The 16,789-nt window shown below is 59.9% G+C and carries 17 protein-coding genes; 12 read left to right on the plus strand and 5 right to left on the minus strand.

Going from position 1 to position 16,789, the window contains the following annotated elements:
- Position 1: 1 nt before the first annotated feature.
- Positions 2–1,480 (minus strand): NAD-dependent succinate-semialdehyde dehydrogenase, encoded by a 1,479-nt coding sequence (locus tag FTO60_RS02770; RefSeq protein ID WP_148054540.1) that lies wholly within the window; start codon positions 1,478–1,480, stop codon positions 2–4.
- 79 nt (positions 1,481–1,559) lie between these two features.
- Between FTO60_RS02770 and FTO60_RS02775 the strand changes: the two genes are divergently transcribed.
- Positions 1,560–2,336 carry an alpha/beta hydrolase gene (locus FTO60_RS02775; RefSeq protein WP_148054541.1) on the plus strand — a complete coding sequence of 259 codons (777 nt, stop codon included), beginning with the start codon at positions 1,560–1,562 and terminating at the stop codon, positions 2,334–2,336.
- A 34-nt stretch (positions 2,337–2,370) separates the two neighbouring features.
- Here FTO60_RS02775 and FTO60_RS02780 read toward each other — a convergent pair whose 3' ends face one another.
- The 3 genes from FTO60_RS02780 to FTO60_RS02790 are packed head-to-tail and all read right to left on the minus strand — an operon-like array spanning position 2,371 to position 4,148.
- The gene (locus tag FTO60_RS02780) at positions 2,371–3,375 is read right to left on the minus strand and encodes a P1 family peptidase (RefSeq protein ID WP_148054542.1); all 1,005 of its coding nucleotides are present in this window, start codon (positions 3,373–3,375) and stop codon (positions 2,371–2,373) included.
- 1 nt (position 3,376) lies between these two features.
- Positions 3,377–3,730, minus strand: a complete 354-nt coding sequence (locus tag FTO60_RS02785; RefSeq protein WP_148054543.1) for a cupin domain-containing protein — start codon at positions 3,728–3,730, stop codon at positions 3,377–3,379.
- Positions 3,731–3,737: 7 nt separating this feature from the next.
- Positions 3,738–4,148, minus strand: a complete 411-nt coding sequence (locus tag FTO60_RS02790) for a hypothetical protein (protein WP_148054544.1) — start codon at positions 4,146–4,148, stop codon at positions 3,738–3,740.
- Positions 4,149–4,384: 236 nt separating this feature from the next.
- Between FTO60_RS02790 and FTO60_RS02795 the strand changes: the two genes are divergently transcribed.
- The 11 genes from FTO60_RS02795 (at position 4,385) to FTO60_RS02845 (ending at position 14,404) form a co-directional block, all read left to right on the plus strand.
- Positions 4,385–5,590, plus strand: coding sequence for an aminopeptidase P family protein (locus FTO60_RS02795; protein ID WP_148054545.1), 1,206 nt, complete (start codon positions 4,385–4,387; stop codon positions 5,588–5,590).
- A 142-nt stretch (positions 5,591–5,732) separates the two neighbouring features.
- Positions 5,733–6,551: a L,D-transpeptidase gene (locus tag FTO60_RS02800; RefSeq protein ID WP_148054546.1), complete on the plus strand. Its 819-nt coding sequence runs from the start codon at positions 5,733–5,735 to the stop codon at positions 6,549–6,551.
- A gap of 116 nt (positions 6,552–6,667) precedes the next feature.
- Positions 6,668–7,744 carry a hypothetical protein gene (locus FTO60_RS02805; protein ID WP_148054547.1) on the plus strand — a complete coding sequence of 359 codons (1,077 nt, stop codon included), beginning with the start codon at positions 6,668–6,670 and terminating at the stop codon, positions 7,742–7,744.
- Positions 7,745–7,880: 136 nt separating this feature from the next.
- A complete protein-coding gene (locus FTO60_RS02810) occupies positions 7,881–8,201 on the plus strand; it encodes a hypothetical protein (RefSeq protein WP_148054548.1) in 321 nt (106 codons plus the stop codon).
- A 110-nt stretch (positions 8,202–8,311) separates the two neighbouring features.
- Positions 8,312–9,430: a hypothetical protein gene (locus FTO60_RS02815; RefSeq protein WP_148054549.1), complete on the plus strand. Its 1,119-nt coding sequence runs from the start codon at positions 8,312–8,314 to the stop codon at positions 9,428–9,430.
- Between the two features lie 57 nt (positions 9,431–9,487).
- Positions 9,488–11,422, plus strand: coding sequence for an ATP-binding protein (locus FTO60_RS02820; RefSeq protein ID WP_148054550.1), 1,935 nt, complete (start codon positions 9,488–9,490; stop codon positions 11,420–11,422).
- Positions 11,419–11,724 carry a hypothetical protein gene (locus tag FTO60_RS02825; RefSeq protein WP_148054551.1) on the plus strand — a complete coding sequence of 102 codons (306 nt, stop codon included), beginning with the start codon at positions 11,419–11,421 and terminating at the stop codon, positions 11,722–11,724. Before FTO60_RS02820 ends, FTO60_RS02825 begins: the two co-directional genes overlap by 4 nt.
- Positions 11,721–12,074 carry a hypothetical protein gene (locus FTO60_RS02830; protein WP_148054552.1) on the plus strand — a complete coding sequence of 118 codons (354 nt, stop codon included), beginning with the start codon at positions 11,721–11,723 and terminating at the stop codon, positions 12,072–12,074. Before FTO60_RS02825 ends, FTO60_RS02830 begins: the two co-directional genes overlap by 4 nt.
- A 19-nt stretch (positions 12,075–12,093) precedes the next feature.
- The gene (locus FTO60_RS02835) at positions 12,094–13,446 is read left to right on the plus strand and encodes a DUF6638 family protein (RefSeq protein ID WP_148054553.1); all 1,353 of its coding nucleotides are present in this window, start codon (positions 12,094–12,096) and stop codon (positions 13,444–13,446) included.
- Complete coding sequence (locus tag FTO60_RS02840; RefSeq protein ID WP_148054554.1) at positions 13,447–13,716, plus strand: hypothetical protein; 270 nt, start codon at positions 13,447–13,449, stop codon at positions 13,714–13,716.
- A gap of 13 nt (positions 13,717–13,729) precedes the next feature.
- Complete coding sequence (locus FTO60_RS02845) at positions 13,730–14,404, plus strand: DUF1523 family protein (RefSeq protein WP_148054555.1); 675 nt, start codon at positions 13,730–13,732, stop codon at positions 14,402–14,404.
- A 3-nt stretch (positions 14,405–14,407) separates the two neighbouring features.
- Here the strand turns inward: FTO60_RS02845 and FTO60_RS02850 are convergent, their stop codons facing one another.
- On the minus strand, positions 14,408–16,759 hold the full coding sequence (locus tag FTO60_RS02850; RefSeq protein WP_148054556.1) for an aldehyde dehydrogenase family protein: 2,352 nt from the start codon (positions 16,757–16,759) through the stop codon (positions 14,408–14,410).
- Positions 16,760–16,789: the final 30 nt, after the last annotated feature.

The raw sequence follows: 16,789 nt of genomic DNA on the forward strand, positions 1-16,789 counted from the left end.
ATCATACCGAGGTGCAGATGTATTTCATTTCCATGTAGTCATCGATGCCGTGGTGGCTGCCTTCGCGGCCAAGGCCGGATTGTTTGACGCCGCCAAAGGGGGCGACTTCGGTGCTGATGATACCTGTGTTCACGCCGACGATACCGTATTCCAGCGCCTCGGCCACTTTGGTCACGCGGCTGATGTCTTTGGCGTAGAAGTAGGACGCAAGGCCGAAGATCGTGTCGTTGGCCAGCTTGATCACATCGTCTTCGTCCGCGAATTTGAACAGCGGCGCGAAGGGGCCGAATGTTTCATCGGTGCTGACCTGCATGTCGGGGGTCGCGTTGGCCACGATGGTCGGTTCAAAGAACAGACCACCAAGATCGTGCGCCTTGCCACCGGTCAGGACGGTGCCGCCCTTGGACAGCGCATCGGCGAGGTGTTCCTTGACCTTGTCCACTGCGGAGGGTTCGATCAGCGGACCAAGGGCGGTGCCCTCGGACAGCCCATCGCCAACCGCCAGAGCCTCGACCGCCACCTTCAGTTTTGCGGCAAAGGCATCATAGACCCCCGCTTGCACATAGATCCGGTTGGCACAGACGCAGGTCTGACCATTGTTGCGGAATTTGCAGGCGATGGCCCCGTCAACGGCGGCGTCCAGATCGGCATCGTCAAACACGATGAAGGGCGCGTTACCGCCCAGTTCCATGCTGCATTTCATCACCTGATCAGCCGCCTGTTTCAAAAGGATGCGGCCCACTTCCGTGCTGCCTGTGAATGTCAGTTTGCGCACCAAAGGATTTTCGCAGAATTCCTTGCCTGCGTCCGAGGATTTCGTGGAGGTCACGACCGACAGCAAGCCTTTGGGCAGGCCAGCTTCCTGCGCCAGTTTTGCCATGGCGAGGGCCGAAAGCGGCGTCAGCGAAGCAGGGCGGATCACGAAGGAACAGCCTGCCGCCAGTGCCGGGGCGACCTTGCGGGCGATCATGGCATTGGGGAAATTCCACGGGGTAATGCCTGCGGCCACGCCGATGGGTTGCTTGATCACGGTGATGCGCTTGTCGGGCATGTGGCCGGGGATGGTTTCGCCGTAGATGCGCTTGGCCTCCTCGCCGAACCATTCGACGAAGGACGCGCCATAGGCCACCTCGCCGCGGGATTCTGCCAGCGGCTTGCCTTGCTCGGCGGTCATGATGATTGCCAGATCCTCCTGATTGGCCATCAGCAGGTCGAACCATTTGCGCAGGATCTGCGCCCGGAATTTGCCGGTTTGCGCCGCCCATGCGTGGCGCGCCTTTTCTGCCGCGGCGATCGCTGTGGTGATCTCGGCGCGCGACAGATCGGCGACCGACGCGATCACGTCGCCGCGGGCAGGGTTGACCACATCGAATGTCTTGCCGTCCTTGGCATCGACCCAATCGCCTGCGACGAAGGCCTGCTGACAGACCAGATCGGGGCGGGACAAAAGCGATTTGAGGTTGGTGACGTCGTCAAGCATGCTAGCCTCCTGCAATGATTTGACACAGGGATACCCTAGCGGCTGGCAAAGTCTAGGGGGAGGTGCGAAAGGGTGCGACATGGAGCTTGACGATGCCTATGCCAACGGTGCCCATATCGCCGGGGGCGATGCCTTTCCCGCGCAGTGGGCGGCGGATGCGGCGGCGTTTCGGGCCAGCGCGACTTGCGCGTTGGACCAGCCCTACGGCGCGGGTGCGCGCGCGGTTTGCGACCTGTTTATGCCGGATACGCCGCCCAAGGGGGTCGTTGTGTTCGTGCATGGCGGTTATTGGATGGCGCTGGATAAGTCGTTTTGGTCACATCTGGCGGCGGGGCCACTGGCGCATGGTTGGGCGGTTGTGATCCCGTCCTACGATTTGTGCCCTGACGTTCGAATTTCCGGGATCACCCGCCAGATTGCGGATTTGATGGATCACGTGGCGGCGCGGTTTGCGGGGTTGCCGCTGCGCCTGACCGGCCATTCTGCGGGCGGGCATCTGGTGGCGCGGATGGGATGCGGCGATGTTGCGCTGGCAGCGCGCGGTCGGATCGCGCGTATTGTGCCGATTTCGCCGCTGGCTGATCTGGAGCCGCTGTTGCGCACCAGCATGAACACGACGCTGCTGCTGGACGCGGAGGAGGCGCGACAGGAAAGTCCGGTTCTGTATCCCGCACCAGTCGCGCCAGTGACGGTGTGGGTCGGGGCGGATGAGCGGCCCGCGTTTATCGCGCAGGCCAGGGCGCTGGCAAAGGCCTGGCGCAATGATCTGGTGATCGCCCCCGCGCGCCATCATTTCAACGTGATAGACGGGCTGGCCGTGCCTGACAGTGATCTGGTGGCGGCATTGCTGCGCTAGGATCGTGGGGGCCAGCCCCCACACCCCCGGAGTTTTATGGCCAAGATGAAGGGGCTTGGGCGTTGTGCAGCATGGTCCATGTCGGCAGCGGATCGTGATATGCTGGCGTTGCGAGATAGACGCCACGGGCGATTGCGCGGGCAAGGCAGGTTGCGGCTGCGTGGCCAAGGGAAAGCATGGCGCGGGGATCATCGCTGAGCGGTTTTGCACCGGTGCTGACGGCAAACACCAGGTCGCCGTCCATTGGTGTGTGGCTTGGCACCAGCGCGCGCGCCATGCCGTCATGGGCGGCGGTGGCGAGGCGGGTGCATTGCGCCTGGGTCAGAGCGGCATCGGTGGCAATGATGGCAATTGTGGTTGCGCCGCCCAGTTTGGTGGGCGGCATATGACGCGGATAGCTGATTGCGGGGCCGCGCCCGCCAAATTCGGTTCCGATTTCCCAAGGGCCAGCCCAGAAATGCGCCGAGTCGCCGACCGTGGCGGTGCCAAGCGCGTTCACGGCGACCAGCGCGCCCACAATGTGCCCCGAGGGCAGGATTGCCGAGGCAGAGCCAAGCCCGCCTTTCAGTGTCGCGGTCGTCGCGCCTGTGCCGGCGCCTGTGCTGCCAAGGCCGAAGGCCGGGTCTGCATTTTCCAGCGCCGCGCGCCCGAGAGCGGCGTAGGGGTTCGCAGCCCAGGTTTTATCCCCGCCATTCAGCAGATCAAACAGGATCGCCGCCGGAACGATCGGCACGCGCTGATCGCCCACGGCAAAGCCGCACCCTTGGGCACGCAGGGCGTCCATCACGCCCGAAGCTGCATCAAGCCCAAAGGCCGATCCGCCCGAGAGCACCAACGCATCGACCTGTTGCACGGTTTTGTCGGGCGCCAACAGATCGGTTTCTCGTGTGCCCGGTGCGCCGCCCATGATATGCACGCCTGCCGTCAAGGGCGCATTGCCCAGCAGCACCGTCACGCCTGATTTCAGCGTATCATCCTGCGCATTGCCCACGCGAAGGCCAGCGACATCGGTGATCAGATTGGTCGGACCGCTGCGCATGTCAAAGCCGCGGCTTGGGCGCGGCGGTGGCCGGATCGCCGGTGTTGGGGGTGCCCTTGGGTTCGATCAGCAGCACTGCGGCTTCATCGCTGAGCGCGCGCGGGCGGTGGGCGACACCAGCGGGGACAACAAACAGGTCACCGACATCAAGTTCCAGCGTCTGAGCGGGCAGGTCAATCGCCACGCGCCCCTGCACCACGAGGAAGAAGTCATCGGTATCCGGGTGGCTGTGCCAGTGAAATTCGCCGGAAAATTTGGCCAGCATCACGTCGTTGCCATTGTAATCCGCGACGATGCGCGGGCTCCAGTGATCATCGAACTGCGCAAGTTTATCGGTGAGCGTAACTTTGTTCATGAGTCCCCTAGGATGAAATGGTGTAGGCGCCAAGGTAGCGTAGGGCGGGTGTGTCGTTAAGGGTGTAGGGCATCCCGCCAAACGCGGATTCCGAGATCATCACGAGGGTATTGTCGCCGCTGATTTGGTCGCTGATGTCGTCCAGATCCGCTGCGGGGATGATCATGCGCAGGGCAAATGGCACTCTCTCTCCAAAGGCCACCTCGACGAAATTTGTGTCCACATAAGCATCCGCCAGATCGCGGGTCAGCGGTTCGGGGTGGTTGGTGTCGGGCGCGTCATAGCAATAGGACATCGCGGTTTCCTCGGACGGGAAATGGCCTGCGAAGAGATGCAACCTGTCGCTGCCTGCCGGCGGAGGCGGGGCGGTGGGGGATTGCGGCATCATCCAGCCAAAAAGGGCGCGCAGGATTCCCATGCTACCCCTTGACCACATAGTCTTTGCGGGTGGCTTTGGGGCCGAGGCGGGCGAAGTGGGTCATGATGTCCTCCCTTGGGGTCAGCCTAATGCGCCAGCCGTGGCGATCACAAGGTGGATTGACTCGCGGCCAATTTTTCGGGCAATGGAAACGGATGCGCGGGGCGATGGCGTCGCTCCAGATCAACAGCGCACATCGTCCTGCACGCCCGGACCTTCTGAAAAGGAGGTGCCTTATGGACCGTCCCGAATTTTACCGTTTTCACAATGGCGAAAAGGCCGTGCAGGCCTTCGACGCTGCCGAATTTGACACGCGCCTTGCGGGCCTGCGCGAGATCATGGCCGCCGCAGGCGTCGAGGCCTGCGTTTTTACATCCATGCATGCGATCGCTTATTATTCCGGTTTCCTGTATTGCGCATTTGGTCGCCCCTATGGGCTGATTGTCACGGCCACGCAGGATGTGACCATCAGCGCCGGGATCGACGCGGGTCAGCCGTGGCGGCGCAGTCATGGCGACAACATCACCTATACCGACTGGACCCGCGACAATTACTGGCGTGCGATCCTTTCGGTAACGGGCGAAGGCAGCGTGATCGGCTACGAGGGGGACCATCTGACGCTGGTGCAAAAGGCCAAGCTGGACGAGTTCCTGAAACCCTTGAAAACTGTCGATGTCGCCCCCGCGATCATGCGCCAAAGGATGCACAAGTCCCCCGCCGAGATCGCCCTGATCCGCCACGGTGCGCAGGTTGCCGATGTGGGCGGCTATGCGATCCGCGATGCTATCACGGTTGGCGCGCGCGAGATCGACGTGGCAATGGCTGGCCGTGACGCGATGGAGGCCGAGATTGCCAAGCGCTTTCCCGACGCTGAATACCGCGACACATGGGTCTGGTTCCAGTCGGGTGTGAACACCGACGGCGCGCATAATCCGGTGACGGCGCGCGCGCTGGAAATCGGTGATATCCTGAGCCTGAATACCTTTCCGATGATCAACGCCTACTACACGGCACTTGAGCGGACGATGTTTGTGCGCGAGGTCGATGAAGCGAGCCTGAAAATATGGGAAGCCAATGTGGCGGCCCATGAATACGGCATGTCGCTGCTGAAACCGGGCGCAAGCTGCGCCGAGATTACTCATAAAATCAACGCTTTCTTTGATGAACGGCAGCTGTTGCAATATCGCACGTTCGGCTATGGTCATTCGTTCGGGGTGTTGTCGCATTATTATGGCCGCGAGGCCGGTTTGGAGTTGCGCGAGGACATCGACACCGTGCTGGAGCCGGGCATGGTCATTTCGATGGAACCGATGCTGACGATTGCCCAAGGAAACCCCGGAGCAGGCGGGTATCGCGAGCATGATATTCTGGTGATCACCGAGGACGGAAACGAGAATATCACCGGGTATCCCTATGGGCCGGACTTCAACGTCGTTGGTTAAATGCGGCGGGCGGTCTTGTGCCGCCCGTCACCGCAATTTTGCGCAAAGGTGCGCAATTTCCGCCTATTACCGCTGGCAGACTTCCGCTTTTGCCAATCGGTGTGTTAGATCAATAGGAACAGTTCAGTGAGGCGGATCGTTCATGCCCTTTACCGCACCAGATCGTCGCAGATTTCTGGCGCTTTCCGGCGCAGTTGCCCTTGGCGCCTGCACACCTGCGCTGACCGAAGAAGAGGTGCGGGCGGCAACTGATCTGGAACGGTTCGGGTTTACCCCCGCCGAAGGTTACGGGCTGATCGAGGATGGCGAATATACCATACCGCCGGTGCCGCTTGGCTATCTGGAATACCCCAACCGCCGCGAGTTGGTTGTCTATGACGGAACCGAGTCCGCGGGCACGATTGAAATCGATCCGCATGCCAAGTTTCTATACTGGATTCTTGATGACGGCACGGCCTGGCGCTATCCCATCGCTGTTGGCCGCGCCGGGCGGTCCCTGCGCCGCCCGACCGTGATCCGGCGCAAGGTTGAATGGCCCGGCTGGACACCCACGGCGAACATGCTGCGCACCCAACCCGAAGTCTACGGCCCCTTCCGCAGCGGCGTGCCCGGCGGGTTGGCCAGCCCCTTGGGCGCGCGCGCGCTTTATCTGTATCAGGGCGGGCGCGACACCTACTACCGCATTCACGGCACCAATGATCTTGCATCGATCGGCAATTCGGGGTCGGCGGGCTGCATTCGTCTGTTTAATCAGGATATTATCGACCTTTACGAGCGTGTGCCCAATGGCACCAACGTGCGCATCCGCACCAAGGCGGACTCCGAACGTATCCTTGGGCCGGAGCTATCCAACCGTGGCGTTGAACTGCCCCCGACGATTGTGTCGCCCGAAACGATTTACGGCGCGGTCGAGGACCAGACGGCGGCGGACACCGACACCGGCGCAGAAACCGACGCATAATCGCATTTTTGCCGGTGAAAGCAGGGCGAAACACGATTTTGGCTCTACTGCACCCGTGTAAATTGTCATAAGATTTCCCATATAAAGCTTAGACGATTACCAACGAGGGACAAAGTATGGCCAATTTTGACGCGCAGATCCGTGAATCACAGGAACAGGTTGCCGAGGCACAGGGCAAGATTGCCGAACTGACCAGCCGGATCGAAACCGCACGCCAAAAGATGGCCGATGGCACCGATATCGCGGTCGATATTGAAAACGCTTCGCTTGAGGATGTGCATGTGCACACCGAAGCGATGAACGCCAATATCGCCGAACTGATCATGGGGCTGGATGACGTCACCGCCGCATTTTCCAAGGATTTCGACGAGATGCGCTCGAAAACCGGCTGGGAAAGCTTTGTCGGTGTCTTTTCGAAGGGGAAATCGGAATCCTTGCGTCAGGAACGGATGCGCACCGCGTCCGTGGACGATAAACTGCAAGACCTGATCGCAAAGTCCGATGTGATCACCCAACTGCTTGAAGGCCAGTTGGCGGTGCTGAACGAACAGAAAACCAAGGTTGAAACCAACCTGACGGGGACATTGCAGGAACGCGAAACGACCGTGTCCGATCTTGAGGCCGTGAAGGCGGAGATTTCCGGCATGGACCCGACGATCATCGCGCTGGAAAACAAGATAGCGGTCGAGCAGGATGCGGCCAAACGCACGGCACTGGAAACCGAACTGGCTGCCGCCAACACCCGCTATAACGAATTGGTGCAGCAGGAACAGGTCAAGCTGGCAAAATCGCAAACGTTGGAACGCTATATCGACAAGGGTAAGACCTGGATCGATTCACTGCAAAACCAGGCGGCGACGCAGATGGTTCTGATCAACAAGCTGCAAACCGACACGAAACAGCGGGTGGTGCTGTATGATGCGCTGACCAAATCGCTGAAGACGGCGCAGCAGCAGGACGTGGCCCACCAGATCAACGAAATCGGCGTGAAAACCGACCAGGAGGCGCAGACCGCAATGGCCGCGATCGGGTCCGCCACCAACGCGCGCATGGCCGAAATGATGGAAGCGCACGAGGACCACATGGTATTCGCCCGCGAAGTGCTGGAGCAAAAAGCCCGCGCCGATGAACGTTTCATGCGCCGGTTCGAGAAGATCGTCGAGAAGCACGACAGCAACCAGTACGGGGCTTGATGAAGGCCAGTCTGATGCAAGAGAACCCGTCCGGCGGCAACGCCGGACAGCGCCCGACCGCCCCCATGGGCGGGCGCTTCTCGCCCACCCGCGGACGGGCGCTGTCCTTGGTGCAAATGGTGCGGGCGGAAACTCAATGAAACTGAGCCAACAGAGAAAAATTACCTATTCCGTTGGATTCGGAGCATTGGCTGTTGGGGTTACATGCCTTTCAATTCATAGATCGTTATCTGTAGATGATGCTACGCTTTATTCCATTCTTGCGGTTCTTAGCCTGTTTGTTGCCTTGAACCTGATTGTCGGTGCGGGGGTATTTCGCGAAGCCCATAGGTGGTTTTTTGCAGACGCTCTAGGCAACAAATCCATAGCTCGGAGAATGATTAACAATCCTGTCACTGGTGGCTTCTGGCGCTGGTGGCTACGTGTTGATGACGTCGGAAATCTGCTACATGACTGACACCCGCAACCTTCACGTCCCGCACTTGATGCGGGACCTCTGTGCCGACGAGCGTTGGGCATCGTTGAGGGTGAGGCCCCGGATCAGGTCCGGGGCGTTGGGTATGGCGCATGACTGACACCCCCCTCGATCATTTCCAGCTGGAAGATACCCGCGTCACGCGGCGCTATTTTGGCAAGTTTGAAAAGATCACCGGTCATTTGGGCCGTGTCGCCGCCGCGATGGAGGCTGAACGCCGCCTGACCCGCGCCGAGGTGGAGGTCATGGCGCGCTATCTGGTGGGGCTGACGCTGACGTTCCGCGCGCTGGCGCATAAATACCATTTCAGTGGCCGTTTCGCCCATGCGGGCAAGCTGACATTTGATCGTGTGGAAAGCGGCTTTCCCGTCTTTGCCGAACTGCTGACGATGGCCAATGACGCGCTTCAGGCCGAACGCCACCTGCGCGAAATGCGCAGCGAGGAGGCGCTCAAGGACGAAATGATCCGCGCGATCCTGCACGACCTGGAGATTCCCACCAAGTTGCAATACGCCCTGTCCCAGCGGCTGTATTATCAGGAATTGCGCCGTGGCGGGCTGTTCTGGGCGCAAAACGATCCCGTTGCCGTCTGGCAGGGAAACCCCAGCGAAATGCGCCGGAATTTCCTGATCCACTGGGCGGTTTACGACAGCCAGACCAACCTGCCGACGATCTATCTGATGGAGGTCGAGGACACCGGCAAAGTTGGCCTGCCCAAAGACGAACGCCGCTGGCCCGAGGCCCAGGCCCACCTGATGGCGCAGAGCCTTGGCGGGCTGAAACTGCTGACCATCGCGCGGGGTTTCGATCAGGATTTCGACGATCTGCACCCCAAACGCCTGCGCCGGTTCCACATCGGCCCGATGTATTCCAACGCCTTTACTCGTCAGGCCGGTCCCCTGCGCGAAGTGCTTGAGGCTGCCCGCGCGCCGGTGGGCGAAGACTGGGCGCTGGTCTGGACCGAAGAAGAACTGGCATCCGCCGACACGGTGCGCGAAAAATCCGGCTGGTTCGGCACCGTGCAGCGCGAGGTTTTCGCGCTCGACCCATTCGCGGGCCAAGGCGCGGAAACCGGCGCCACCCGCATGGAACGCAGCATCATCCTGCCCCAACGTCCGTATCAGGCGCTGGAAGAACGCAAACCGCCCGGGTTCTCGGATGTGCGCAAATTTGTCGTCAGCCCCAACGGGCGTGTGCTGAGCTATCGGTGAGGGCGGGATTTTGAGTTGTAATTGCCAAGATGAAGTTGAAGCGGAGGCGCGAACCACATGAGCCAGACAAGTGATCAGATGGAGTTGCGCGAAGAGGATGTGGTCAAGCACTATGCCGCTGCATTGAGGATGCTTGACGGGTTTGACCACGCGCCGCGCATCGCCGATGCCAGGGAGAACCCTGTCGCGGAGAAGTCCAGCGGCGTTGGCACGCGGCGGCGCTTTCGCAGCACCACGCCGGGGCTGGTCACCAAGCGCACCGCCCGCACCGAAGGCGTTCAGTTGATCGCACGGGTTGAAAGTGCGGATCAGGGCGATGGATTGTGCTCGCCGGTACAGGCGTCAGTGTTGCAGGGGCTGCGCCGTGCCTTGGCCATCGCGCTGGCCGTGGCCGAGCAATATGGGGATCGCACGGGGTTGGCTGATCTGAAGCGGGCCAACCTTGAGGGCAGCTTGCCCAGCGGCAAAAAGGCCGAGTTTTCCGAGATGCTGAGTGCGGAGGCGTTGATCTCGCTTTATGTGTTTGGATCCGCCACGGCGTTCCTTTTGGCCAGTCACGCGACCGAAGACACCGTCGAAGTGGGCGAGGTCGAGGAAGTGCTGACCGACAATGGCCAATTGGCCCTGCACGGCGTCTTGTGGGAGTTGGATCAGGACATCGGATCGTTTGCGACAAGTGAGAGCAAGCTGGTCGCCACCGTTTTGGCATTTGCCGAGTCGCTGATGGCCAAGGTCGCGGCCCGCGCCAGCACTGCGCCGCGCCTGGAACCGTTCACCGCCGCGTCCTGGCGGGTCGAGGCGGAGGGGTTCACCGTTGACGGCTTCAGCCCCGCGCACGCGGCGAAATCGTCCAAACTGACCATGACTTTCAAGAAACCCAACGAGGTCGTCGGGAACCATATCGCCAAATATCAGGCCATGAAACTGGCCAAGATGATCATGGCCTATGATTTCGAGCGCAAGCTGAACCCCTTTGCCGAGTTGGGCGGGTTCATCTTTACCTTTATGGGCGATGGCAAGCCAGGAACGGGGAAAACCACCCTGATCCAGATGATGGCGGGGCTGATCAATGACTACTGTCAGGTGGCGGGATATCCGTTTCGCTATCAGAACCTCAGCACTGATAATATCGACAGCTATCAGGGCAAGTCGGGCCAGAACGCCAAGGCGTTTATCAATAATATCATTGATCCCAATGTTATCGGTTTTGGCACCATTGACGATATTGACCAACTGGCAGGGAAGCGCGGCGACAGACAATCGAGTGCAGGTCAGTTGGAAATCACGGCCGTCTTGATGGAGAGTTTCGCAGGCGCCAATACGGTTGTGCGGGGCAATTGCACCTTCGGCATGTTTTCGAACTACCCCGAGAATGTTGACGACGCGCTGCGTCAGCGGGCAGGTGCGCGTTTTCTGGTGGACGGGCCGATCACCCGGGATGATTACATCGATATCCTGTATCTGCTGATGGGCAAGAACCACGATATTCCGGTGGGCAATCACGAGGTCTTCAGCGCGCAAGAGATCAAGAAGGCCGTCACCGCCAGTTTCGAAAGCCATGCGCGCCCGCACGAAGAAGGGCTTGAGCGCGTGTTTGATCGTGTGAACAAGGACATCGGCAAATTGGATACAATTGCCAAGCTCGGCACCTATCTCAAAGGCATTCAAGAGGCGGATGAGCGGTTTACCGGTCGTGCGATCAAGAACATCACCGATGCGGTGAAGGTCCGCGCGATGGATTTCGAATTGCCCGATGAGTGGATGGAAAACCCCGATCTGTTCCTGTTCAAGGACTACGACACCAAAAAGGCGATGATCGACGACATGCGCCAGCCGATCACCGTGGAAATGGTCATCCAGGAAATCAACCGCTACGCCGATAGCGAGTTCCGCTATGCTGACAAATCCGACGAGGTTGCGATCGAGACCATGATCCGCGACTTTGGTCGACAGGAAGAGGCCAAGCGGCGGTATCTGGAGGGTAAAGGGTGAGTGCAGCGTTTCTCATGATGGTGTCGACGGTGGTGGCCGGGGTGATCATCGTGATCATCGTGCCGCTGCTTTGGGCGCGCGTGGGGGGTGTCGCGGGATTTGCGCTTGGGATCATCGCGATTCCGGCGGTCTGGTTCGGGGTCTTGTATCTGGCCATGAAACTTGCCCAACCGATTTGGGGCGATACGGCCGATCTGAAAGTCCTGCCCGATCAATCGCAGCTTGAGGCTTCGGGCGTGTTGGGCGTCTTTGTCCTGATCGCGGCGATCATCAGCGCTGTCATGCGCAGGGGGGGCAAATGAACGATCTGTTTACATCGGGCCAATTGGCCATCGTTCTGCCGGCCCTGACGCTGGCGCTGATTGGCTGGCTGGTCCCGAAACTTTTGGCGATGGCATTCCCCGAAGGGGTCAGGCCGCTGTTATTACTTTCTTTTTGTGCCACGCTGATCATGTTTGGCATTGGTGTGCTGTTCTTTCTGGCGCTGTATCTTTGGCAGGGCGTGAGCCTTGCAACCCTGTCAGAGGCCGGCGCCGCATCGGTCATGTTCCACTTCTTGCGGCTGGGGGCGATATCGGCACTGCTATGGGCACCGATCATGATCTTGTCGATTGCAGGTTTGCCGAAACATTGGGTCAAGAAGACATGGTAGTGTTCCCAAGGTGTTTCCAATGAAGCGGCTGATCGAAAAGGGGTTGATGTTCGGCAACCTGATCCGCGTAGACAGCCCCGTGTTGGTGGATCGGTATAACCGCGCGCTAAAGCACCTGACGGGCAAGACCACCGAACTAGAGGATTTTCACGTTGATATATCCGGTTATTCGCCCGAGATCGGCGACGAATTGGATGATACGCTTTATCTCAACCACGACGGCGTAAACCGGCAGTTTATCCTGCTGACCACCGAACAGAAAACCGCGCCGCTGCTGAACGTGCAGTTTTCCACCTCGCGCGGGATATTGCGCCAGTTCATTGCACAGAACGAGGCGGAATTGTTTGCCTTGACGGCGCGCGATGCTGTCGCGGGCGAATTGGTTAATTCGGTGTTCGTCGCGGACACTGCCGCGCGTCTGTTCGATATCCGTCAGATCACCGTCGAGGCGGATACCACCGAAGGCACGGTGGCCACAGCCGCCAAGCTGGGCAAGATGATTGACCAGTTCAAATCCGAACCCGATGCATGGTTCGATGATGTGCTGATCGCCGAGATGATAGGACTGGCCAAAAAGACCGGCGACGTGGTGCGCAACCCCGTCAAGCTGCGCCAGATGGTGTTCCAGCAAGACAACTTTTGGACTGCCAGGTTCGGCGGTATTTATGTGTTTCGCGGGGTCGAACACCCGGCGGCGATCGCGGCGGGTAACAAGGGCAGCTTGGGTGATTTGCCGGTGCCCTATGTTTTTGATCTGACGGAAACATCGGCGATCGCCAAGTTCCTGCAACTGAATGATCTGGTTGAACCGATCATCAAGGCGCGCGGGATCGACGCGGCGGCGATCCTGCATCAAAAGATGGATTTTGTCGTGGCCGAGGTGGCCAGCAAGATGGGCGAAGACCTGTCAGGCGCCACCCGGCGCGACCTGCGCAATCTGGGGCGGCGCTATGCCTCGAACCTGCCCGAGGAATGGCAGGGGCTGGCCGCACTTGTGCGCTGGGCCGATGAAGGCGGCGACTGGCCGCATATCACCTCAGAGCACCCCGCCTACTTCTATACCCTGCGGGCCAGGGACCACCCGGATGCGGACCTGATCAACATGCTGTTGGCCCAGCTCACTCCGCTGGATATTCGCCAGCTTTTCATCTGCCACAAGGAAGCGTTCTATGCGACCTACGCGACGTGGCCCGACGAGAAAAAGGAATACGTCGCCGACTTTTTGCACCGCGAATATCAGGTCGATAAGGCCGGCACACGCAGGGCGCTGTTCGGTCACGAAGCCCCGATGGCCGAACCACAGGTCGTGCCGCCGCCAATTCCTGATATAATCGCACAAGTCGGCCCCTGGGGCGCGGTGAGGAGAAAATAAATGGCACTCGTGCGATTGATCGTGTTCGGCTTTCTTGGATTAAGCGTGGTGTATATCTGCATCTCGCTGTATTCGCGCTCCGTCCGGCGCGAAAAGCTGGAAGGCTGGTGGGCCGAAGATCATCCCGACGATCTGGATTCATCCGAACGTACCGCCTATATCGAAAAGGGCATGGCCAAATACGAAAGCGGGTTCCGCAAAAAGTTGATCGTGCTGGTATATGTGATACCCACGGTGATCGTCGGCACGATCCTTTATTTCGTCAACTGAAAGGCGCCCAATCATGCGCAATTTTCGTCGTATCTTCCGCATCACCGTTTTCGTGGCTTTCGGGCTTTTGCTACATTACGCCTTACCGCAAAAGGACGTGGCGCGCATTACCGGTACCGATACGATCCGGCAGGATTTCAGCAGTTTCAACCGCTGGTTCTTTGCGCAGGCCGATAGTGGCAACGTCGACGGCGTGAACCGTGATGTGTTGTTCATCACCGCGCAGCGCAAACAGACCTATCTGTTCGGACTGATCCGCGGCGGTGATGATGTGATGGTCTATCGCAACGAAGATACCGGCTGGATCTGGCCGCCCTATTTCAAGTTCGACACCCGCGATCTTCAGGGCGAGGCGCAGGATTTGGTTTCAACCGCCGAAGACCCGAAATGGGTGACGATCACGCACTATGGCTGGCGCAACCGCTTCTTTACGATCTTCCCCAACGCCATTGCGATCAAACAGATCGACGGGCCGGATTATCGCCCGGTCCCGTGGTTCAATATCGTGTTCTTCATTGCCCTGATCATCGGCATCCTGTTCATCCGCGCCATGTGGATGCAGTTTCGTGAGCGCACGCTTGACCCGATTGCCGACAAGGCAGGTGACCGGCTTGATCACGTCAACGCTGATCTGGCCGAACGGCGGGGGCGCATCCGCCGTTGGCTTGATAGCTGGAAAAGCAAATAGCGCTTAGCCCTCGCCGTAGGGTATCCAGATCGTCTTGACCTCGGTCGCGGCCGCCAAAAATGCGCGTCCTTCACCCACCCCGCGGTCCATCCAGTCGCGTGCCTGGCCGTTGTTGACCCATGTGCGTTTCAGGTTTAGCGCGGCGGCGCGTTCAATCTCGCCTGACAGGTCCGTGCTGGAAAACGACCAGACCGCGTCGATATCCATATGCGCGGCCAGTGTCGGGGCCAGTTCGGCATGTGATCCGGTCAGGATGTTCACCACGCCGCCCGGCACATCGGATGTTTCCAGCACCTGATAGAAATCGGTCGCCGCCAGCGGGAAGGGTTCGCTCGCCACCAGCACCGTGCGGTTGCCCATCGCGATGGCGGGGGCCATCGCGCTGATCAGACCCAGTAGCGGATGTTCATCGTCACACAGGGCCGCAATCGTGCCCACCGGTTCGTTCATCGCCAAGGCAACGCCGCGGATCGGCACCCCCTTGGCAGCCCCGTCCAGTTTATCGGCCCAGGCGGCATAGGTGAACAGGCGGCGGATGGATGCCTCGACCTCCTTGGCACCGCTACGGCCGCCGGTCAGACGGTTGATACGGTCGGCAAATTCGTCAGCGCGCGCCGACAGGTTCTCGGCGATGTAATACAGGATTTGTGCGCGTAGATGGCCCGTGGTCTTGCCCCAACTCTTGGCCCCATTCGCCGCCTCGACGGCGTTGCGCACATCCTTGCGGTTCGCAACAGAGACGTGACCCAGCAACTTGCCCGCGCGATCAAACACGGGGGTTGAATAGCCGCCATCAGGGCGCGATTGCTTGCCCCCTATATAAAGCTTGGCCGTGCGATCGAGCGGGTCGGCGGGGTGGCCATCTTCGGTAGTAAAGGCTGCTACGGGCTTTTGCTTTTTCGCATTGCCCTTGGGCCGTGTGTAGGCCTGCAAGCCTTCCCAACCACCCTCGCGGCCGAACCCGCTTTCGCGCATGCCGCCAAATCCGGCAGCCGCGTCAAACATGTTCGTGCCGTTGATCCAGATCACACCGGCGACCAGTTTCGGCGCGATATCCAGTGCCAGATTGATATTCTCGCTCCAGACCGTGGCGGCCAGCCCGTAGCGGGTGTTGTTGGCCACCTCGACAGCCTCGGACGGGGTGCGGAATGTTGTGCCAACCAATACGGGACCAAAGATTTCTTCCTGCATCAAGGTATCAGCAGGCGCTAGCCCGGTGATCAGGGTCGGCGGATAAAAGCACCCTTCGGCGGGCATGTCACAGGTGGCGCGATAGGTGACGCCGGCGTTATTGCCATCGACCTTGTCCCTGATCTGTTGCAACTGCACAGGGTCCACAATTGCGCCCACGTCGATGCATTTATCCATCGGGTTGCCGACCCGCAGCTTGTCCATGCGGGCGCGCAGTTTGGAGTAGAAACGGTCGGCGACACCTTCCTGCACCAGCAGGCGTGACCCGGCGCAGCAAACCTGCCCCTGATTGAACCAGATCGCATCAACCAGTCCCTCAACGGCGCTGTCCAGATCGGCATCGTCAAACACGATATAAGGGGATTTCCCGCCCAGCTCCAAGGTCAGCGCCTTGCCACTGCCCGCCGTTGCCGCGCGAATGCGGCGACCCACAGCAGTTGACCCGGTAAAGGCGATCTTGTCGACATCCGCGTTGACGATCATTTCGCCGACCGCGCCGTCACCGGTAACGATATTCACGACCCCCTTGGGCACGCCCGCCTGACGGCAGATATCCGCAAACAGCAGTGCCGTGAGCGAGGTATATTCAGCAGGTTTCAACACCACCGTGTTGCCCATCGCCAGCGCGGGCGCGATCTTCCACGCCAGCATCAGCAGCGGGAAATTCCACGGCACGATCTGGCCGCAAACGCCAAGCGCTTGGCGGTCGGGCAATTCGGCCGACATCAACTGCGCCATGCCTGCATGGTAATAGAAATGCCGCTGCGCCAGCGGAATATCAATGTCGCGGCTTTCGCGGATCGGCTTGCCGTTGTCCAGCGTCTCAAGCACAGCAAACAGACGCGAATGCTTTTGCAAAAGGCGCGCAATGGCATAAAGCACCCTGGCGCGACCATGCCCGCCCAGCTTTGCCCATTTGCCCTGCGCCTTGCGCGCGGCTGTTACGGCGGCTTCCACATCGGCCTGCGTGCCCTGGGTCACATTGGCCAGCACGTTGCCAGTGGCCGGGTTGCGGGTTTCAAAGGTCGCGCCAACGGCGGTGAACTGCCCGTCGATGAAGTGGCCAAAGCTGTCACCCATATCGACCAGCCACGCAAGCGCCTCGGCAGCCCCTTCTGGGGCGGGGCCATAATCCATGCTTTCAAAAATGTCGCGAACGGTCATGCCCGTGCTCCTGCTTCAACTTCATCTTGG

Source organism: Octadecabacter sp. SW4 (assembly GCF_008065155.1).
In the GTDB taxonomy this organism is placed as follows: domain Bacteria; phylum Pseudomonadota; class Alphaproteobacteria; order Rhodobacterales; family Rhodobacteraceae; genus SW4.

What these genes read in the sequence shown, in the direction of transcription:
- FTO60_RS02770 (WP_148054540.1), bottom strand. Translation starts at nt 1,480, where the DNA reads ATGCTTGACGACGTCACCAACCTCAAATCGCTTTTGTCCCGCCCCGAT.
- FTO60_RS02775 (WP_148054541.1), top strand. Translation starts at nt 1,560, where the DNA reads ATGGAGCTTGACGATGCCTATGCCAACGGTGCCCATATCGCCGGGGGC.
- FTO60_RS02780 (WP_148054542.1), bottom strand. Translation starts at nt 3,375, where the DNA reads ATGCGCAGCGGTCCGACCAATCTGATCACCGATGTCGCTGGCCTTCGC.
- FTO60_RS02785 (WP_148054543.1), bottom strand. Translation starts at nt 3,730, where the DNA reads ATGAACAAAGTTACGCTCACCGATAAACTTGCGCAGTTCGATGATCAC.
- FTO60_RS02790 (WP_148054544.1), bottom strand. Translation starts at nt 4,148, where the DNA reads ATGGGAATCCTGCGCGCCCTTTTTGGCTGGATGATGCCGCAATCCCCC.
- FTO60_RS02795 (WP_148054545.1), top strand. Translation starts at nt 4,385, where the DNA reads ATGGACCGTCCCGAATTTTACCGTTTTCACAATGGCGAAAAGGCCGTG.
- FTO60_RS02800 (WP_148054546.1), top strand. Translation starts at nt 5,733, where the DNA reads ATGCCCTTTACCGCACCAGATCGTCGCAGATTTCTGGCGCTTTCCGGC.
- FTO60_RS02805 (WP_148054547.1), top strand. Translation starts at nt 6,668, where the DNA reads ATGGCCAATTTTGACGCGCAGATCCGTGAATCACAGGAACAGGTTGCC.
- FTO60_RS02810 (WP_148054548.1), top strand. Translation starts at nt 7,881, where the DNA reads ATGAAACTGAGCCAACAGAGAAAAATTACCTATTCCGTTGGATTCGGA.
- FTO60_RS02815 (WP_148054549.1), top strand. Translation starts at nt 8,312, where the DNA reads ATGACTGACACCCCCCTCGATCATTTCCAGCTGGAAGATACCCGCGTC.
- FTO60_RS02820 (WP_148054550.1), top strand. Translation starts at nt 9,488, where the DNA reads ATGAGCCAGACAAGTGATCAGATGGAGTTGCGCGAAGAGGATGTGGTC.
- FTO60_RS02830 (WP_148054552.1), top strand. Translation starts at nt 11,721, where the DNA reads ATGAACGATCTGTTTACATCGGGCCAATTGGCCATCGTTCTGCCGGCC.
- FTO60_RS02835 (WP_148054553.1), top strand. Translation starts at nt 12,094, where the DNA reads ATGAAGCGGCTGATCGAAAAGGGGTTGATGTTCGGCAACCTGATCCGC.
- FTO60_RS02840 (WP_148054554.1), top strand. Translation starts at nt 13,447, where the DNA reads ATGGCACTCGTGCGATTGATCGTGTTCGGCTTTCTTGGATTAAGCGTG.
- FTO60_RS02845 (WP_148054555.1), top strand. Translation starts at nt 13,730, where the DNA reads ATGCGCAATTTTCGTCGTATCTTCCGCATCACCGTTTTCGTGGCTTTC.
- FTO60_RS02850 (WP_148054556.1), bottom strand. Translation starts at nt 16,759, where the DNA reads ATGACCGTTCGCGACATTTTTGAAAGCATGGATTATGGCCCCGCCCCA.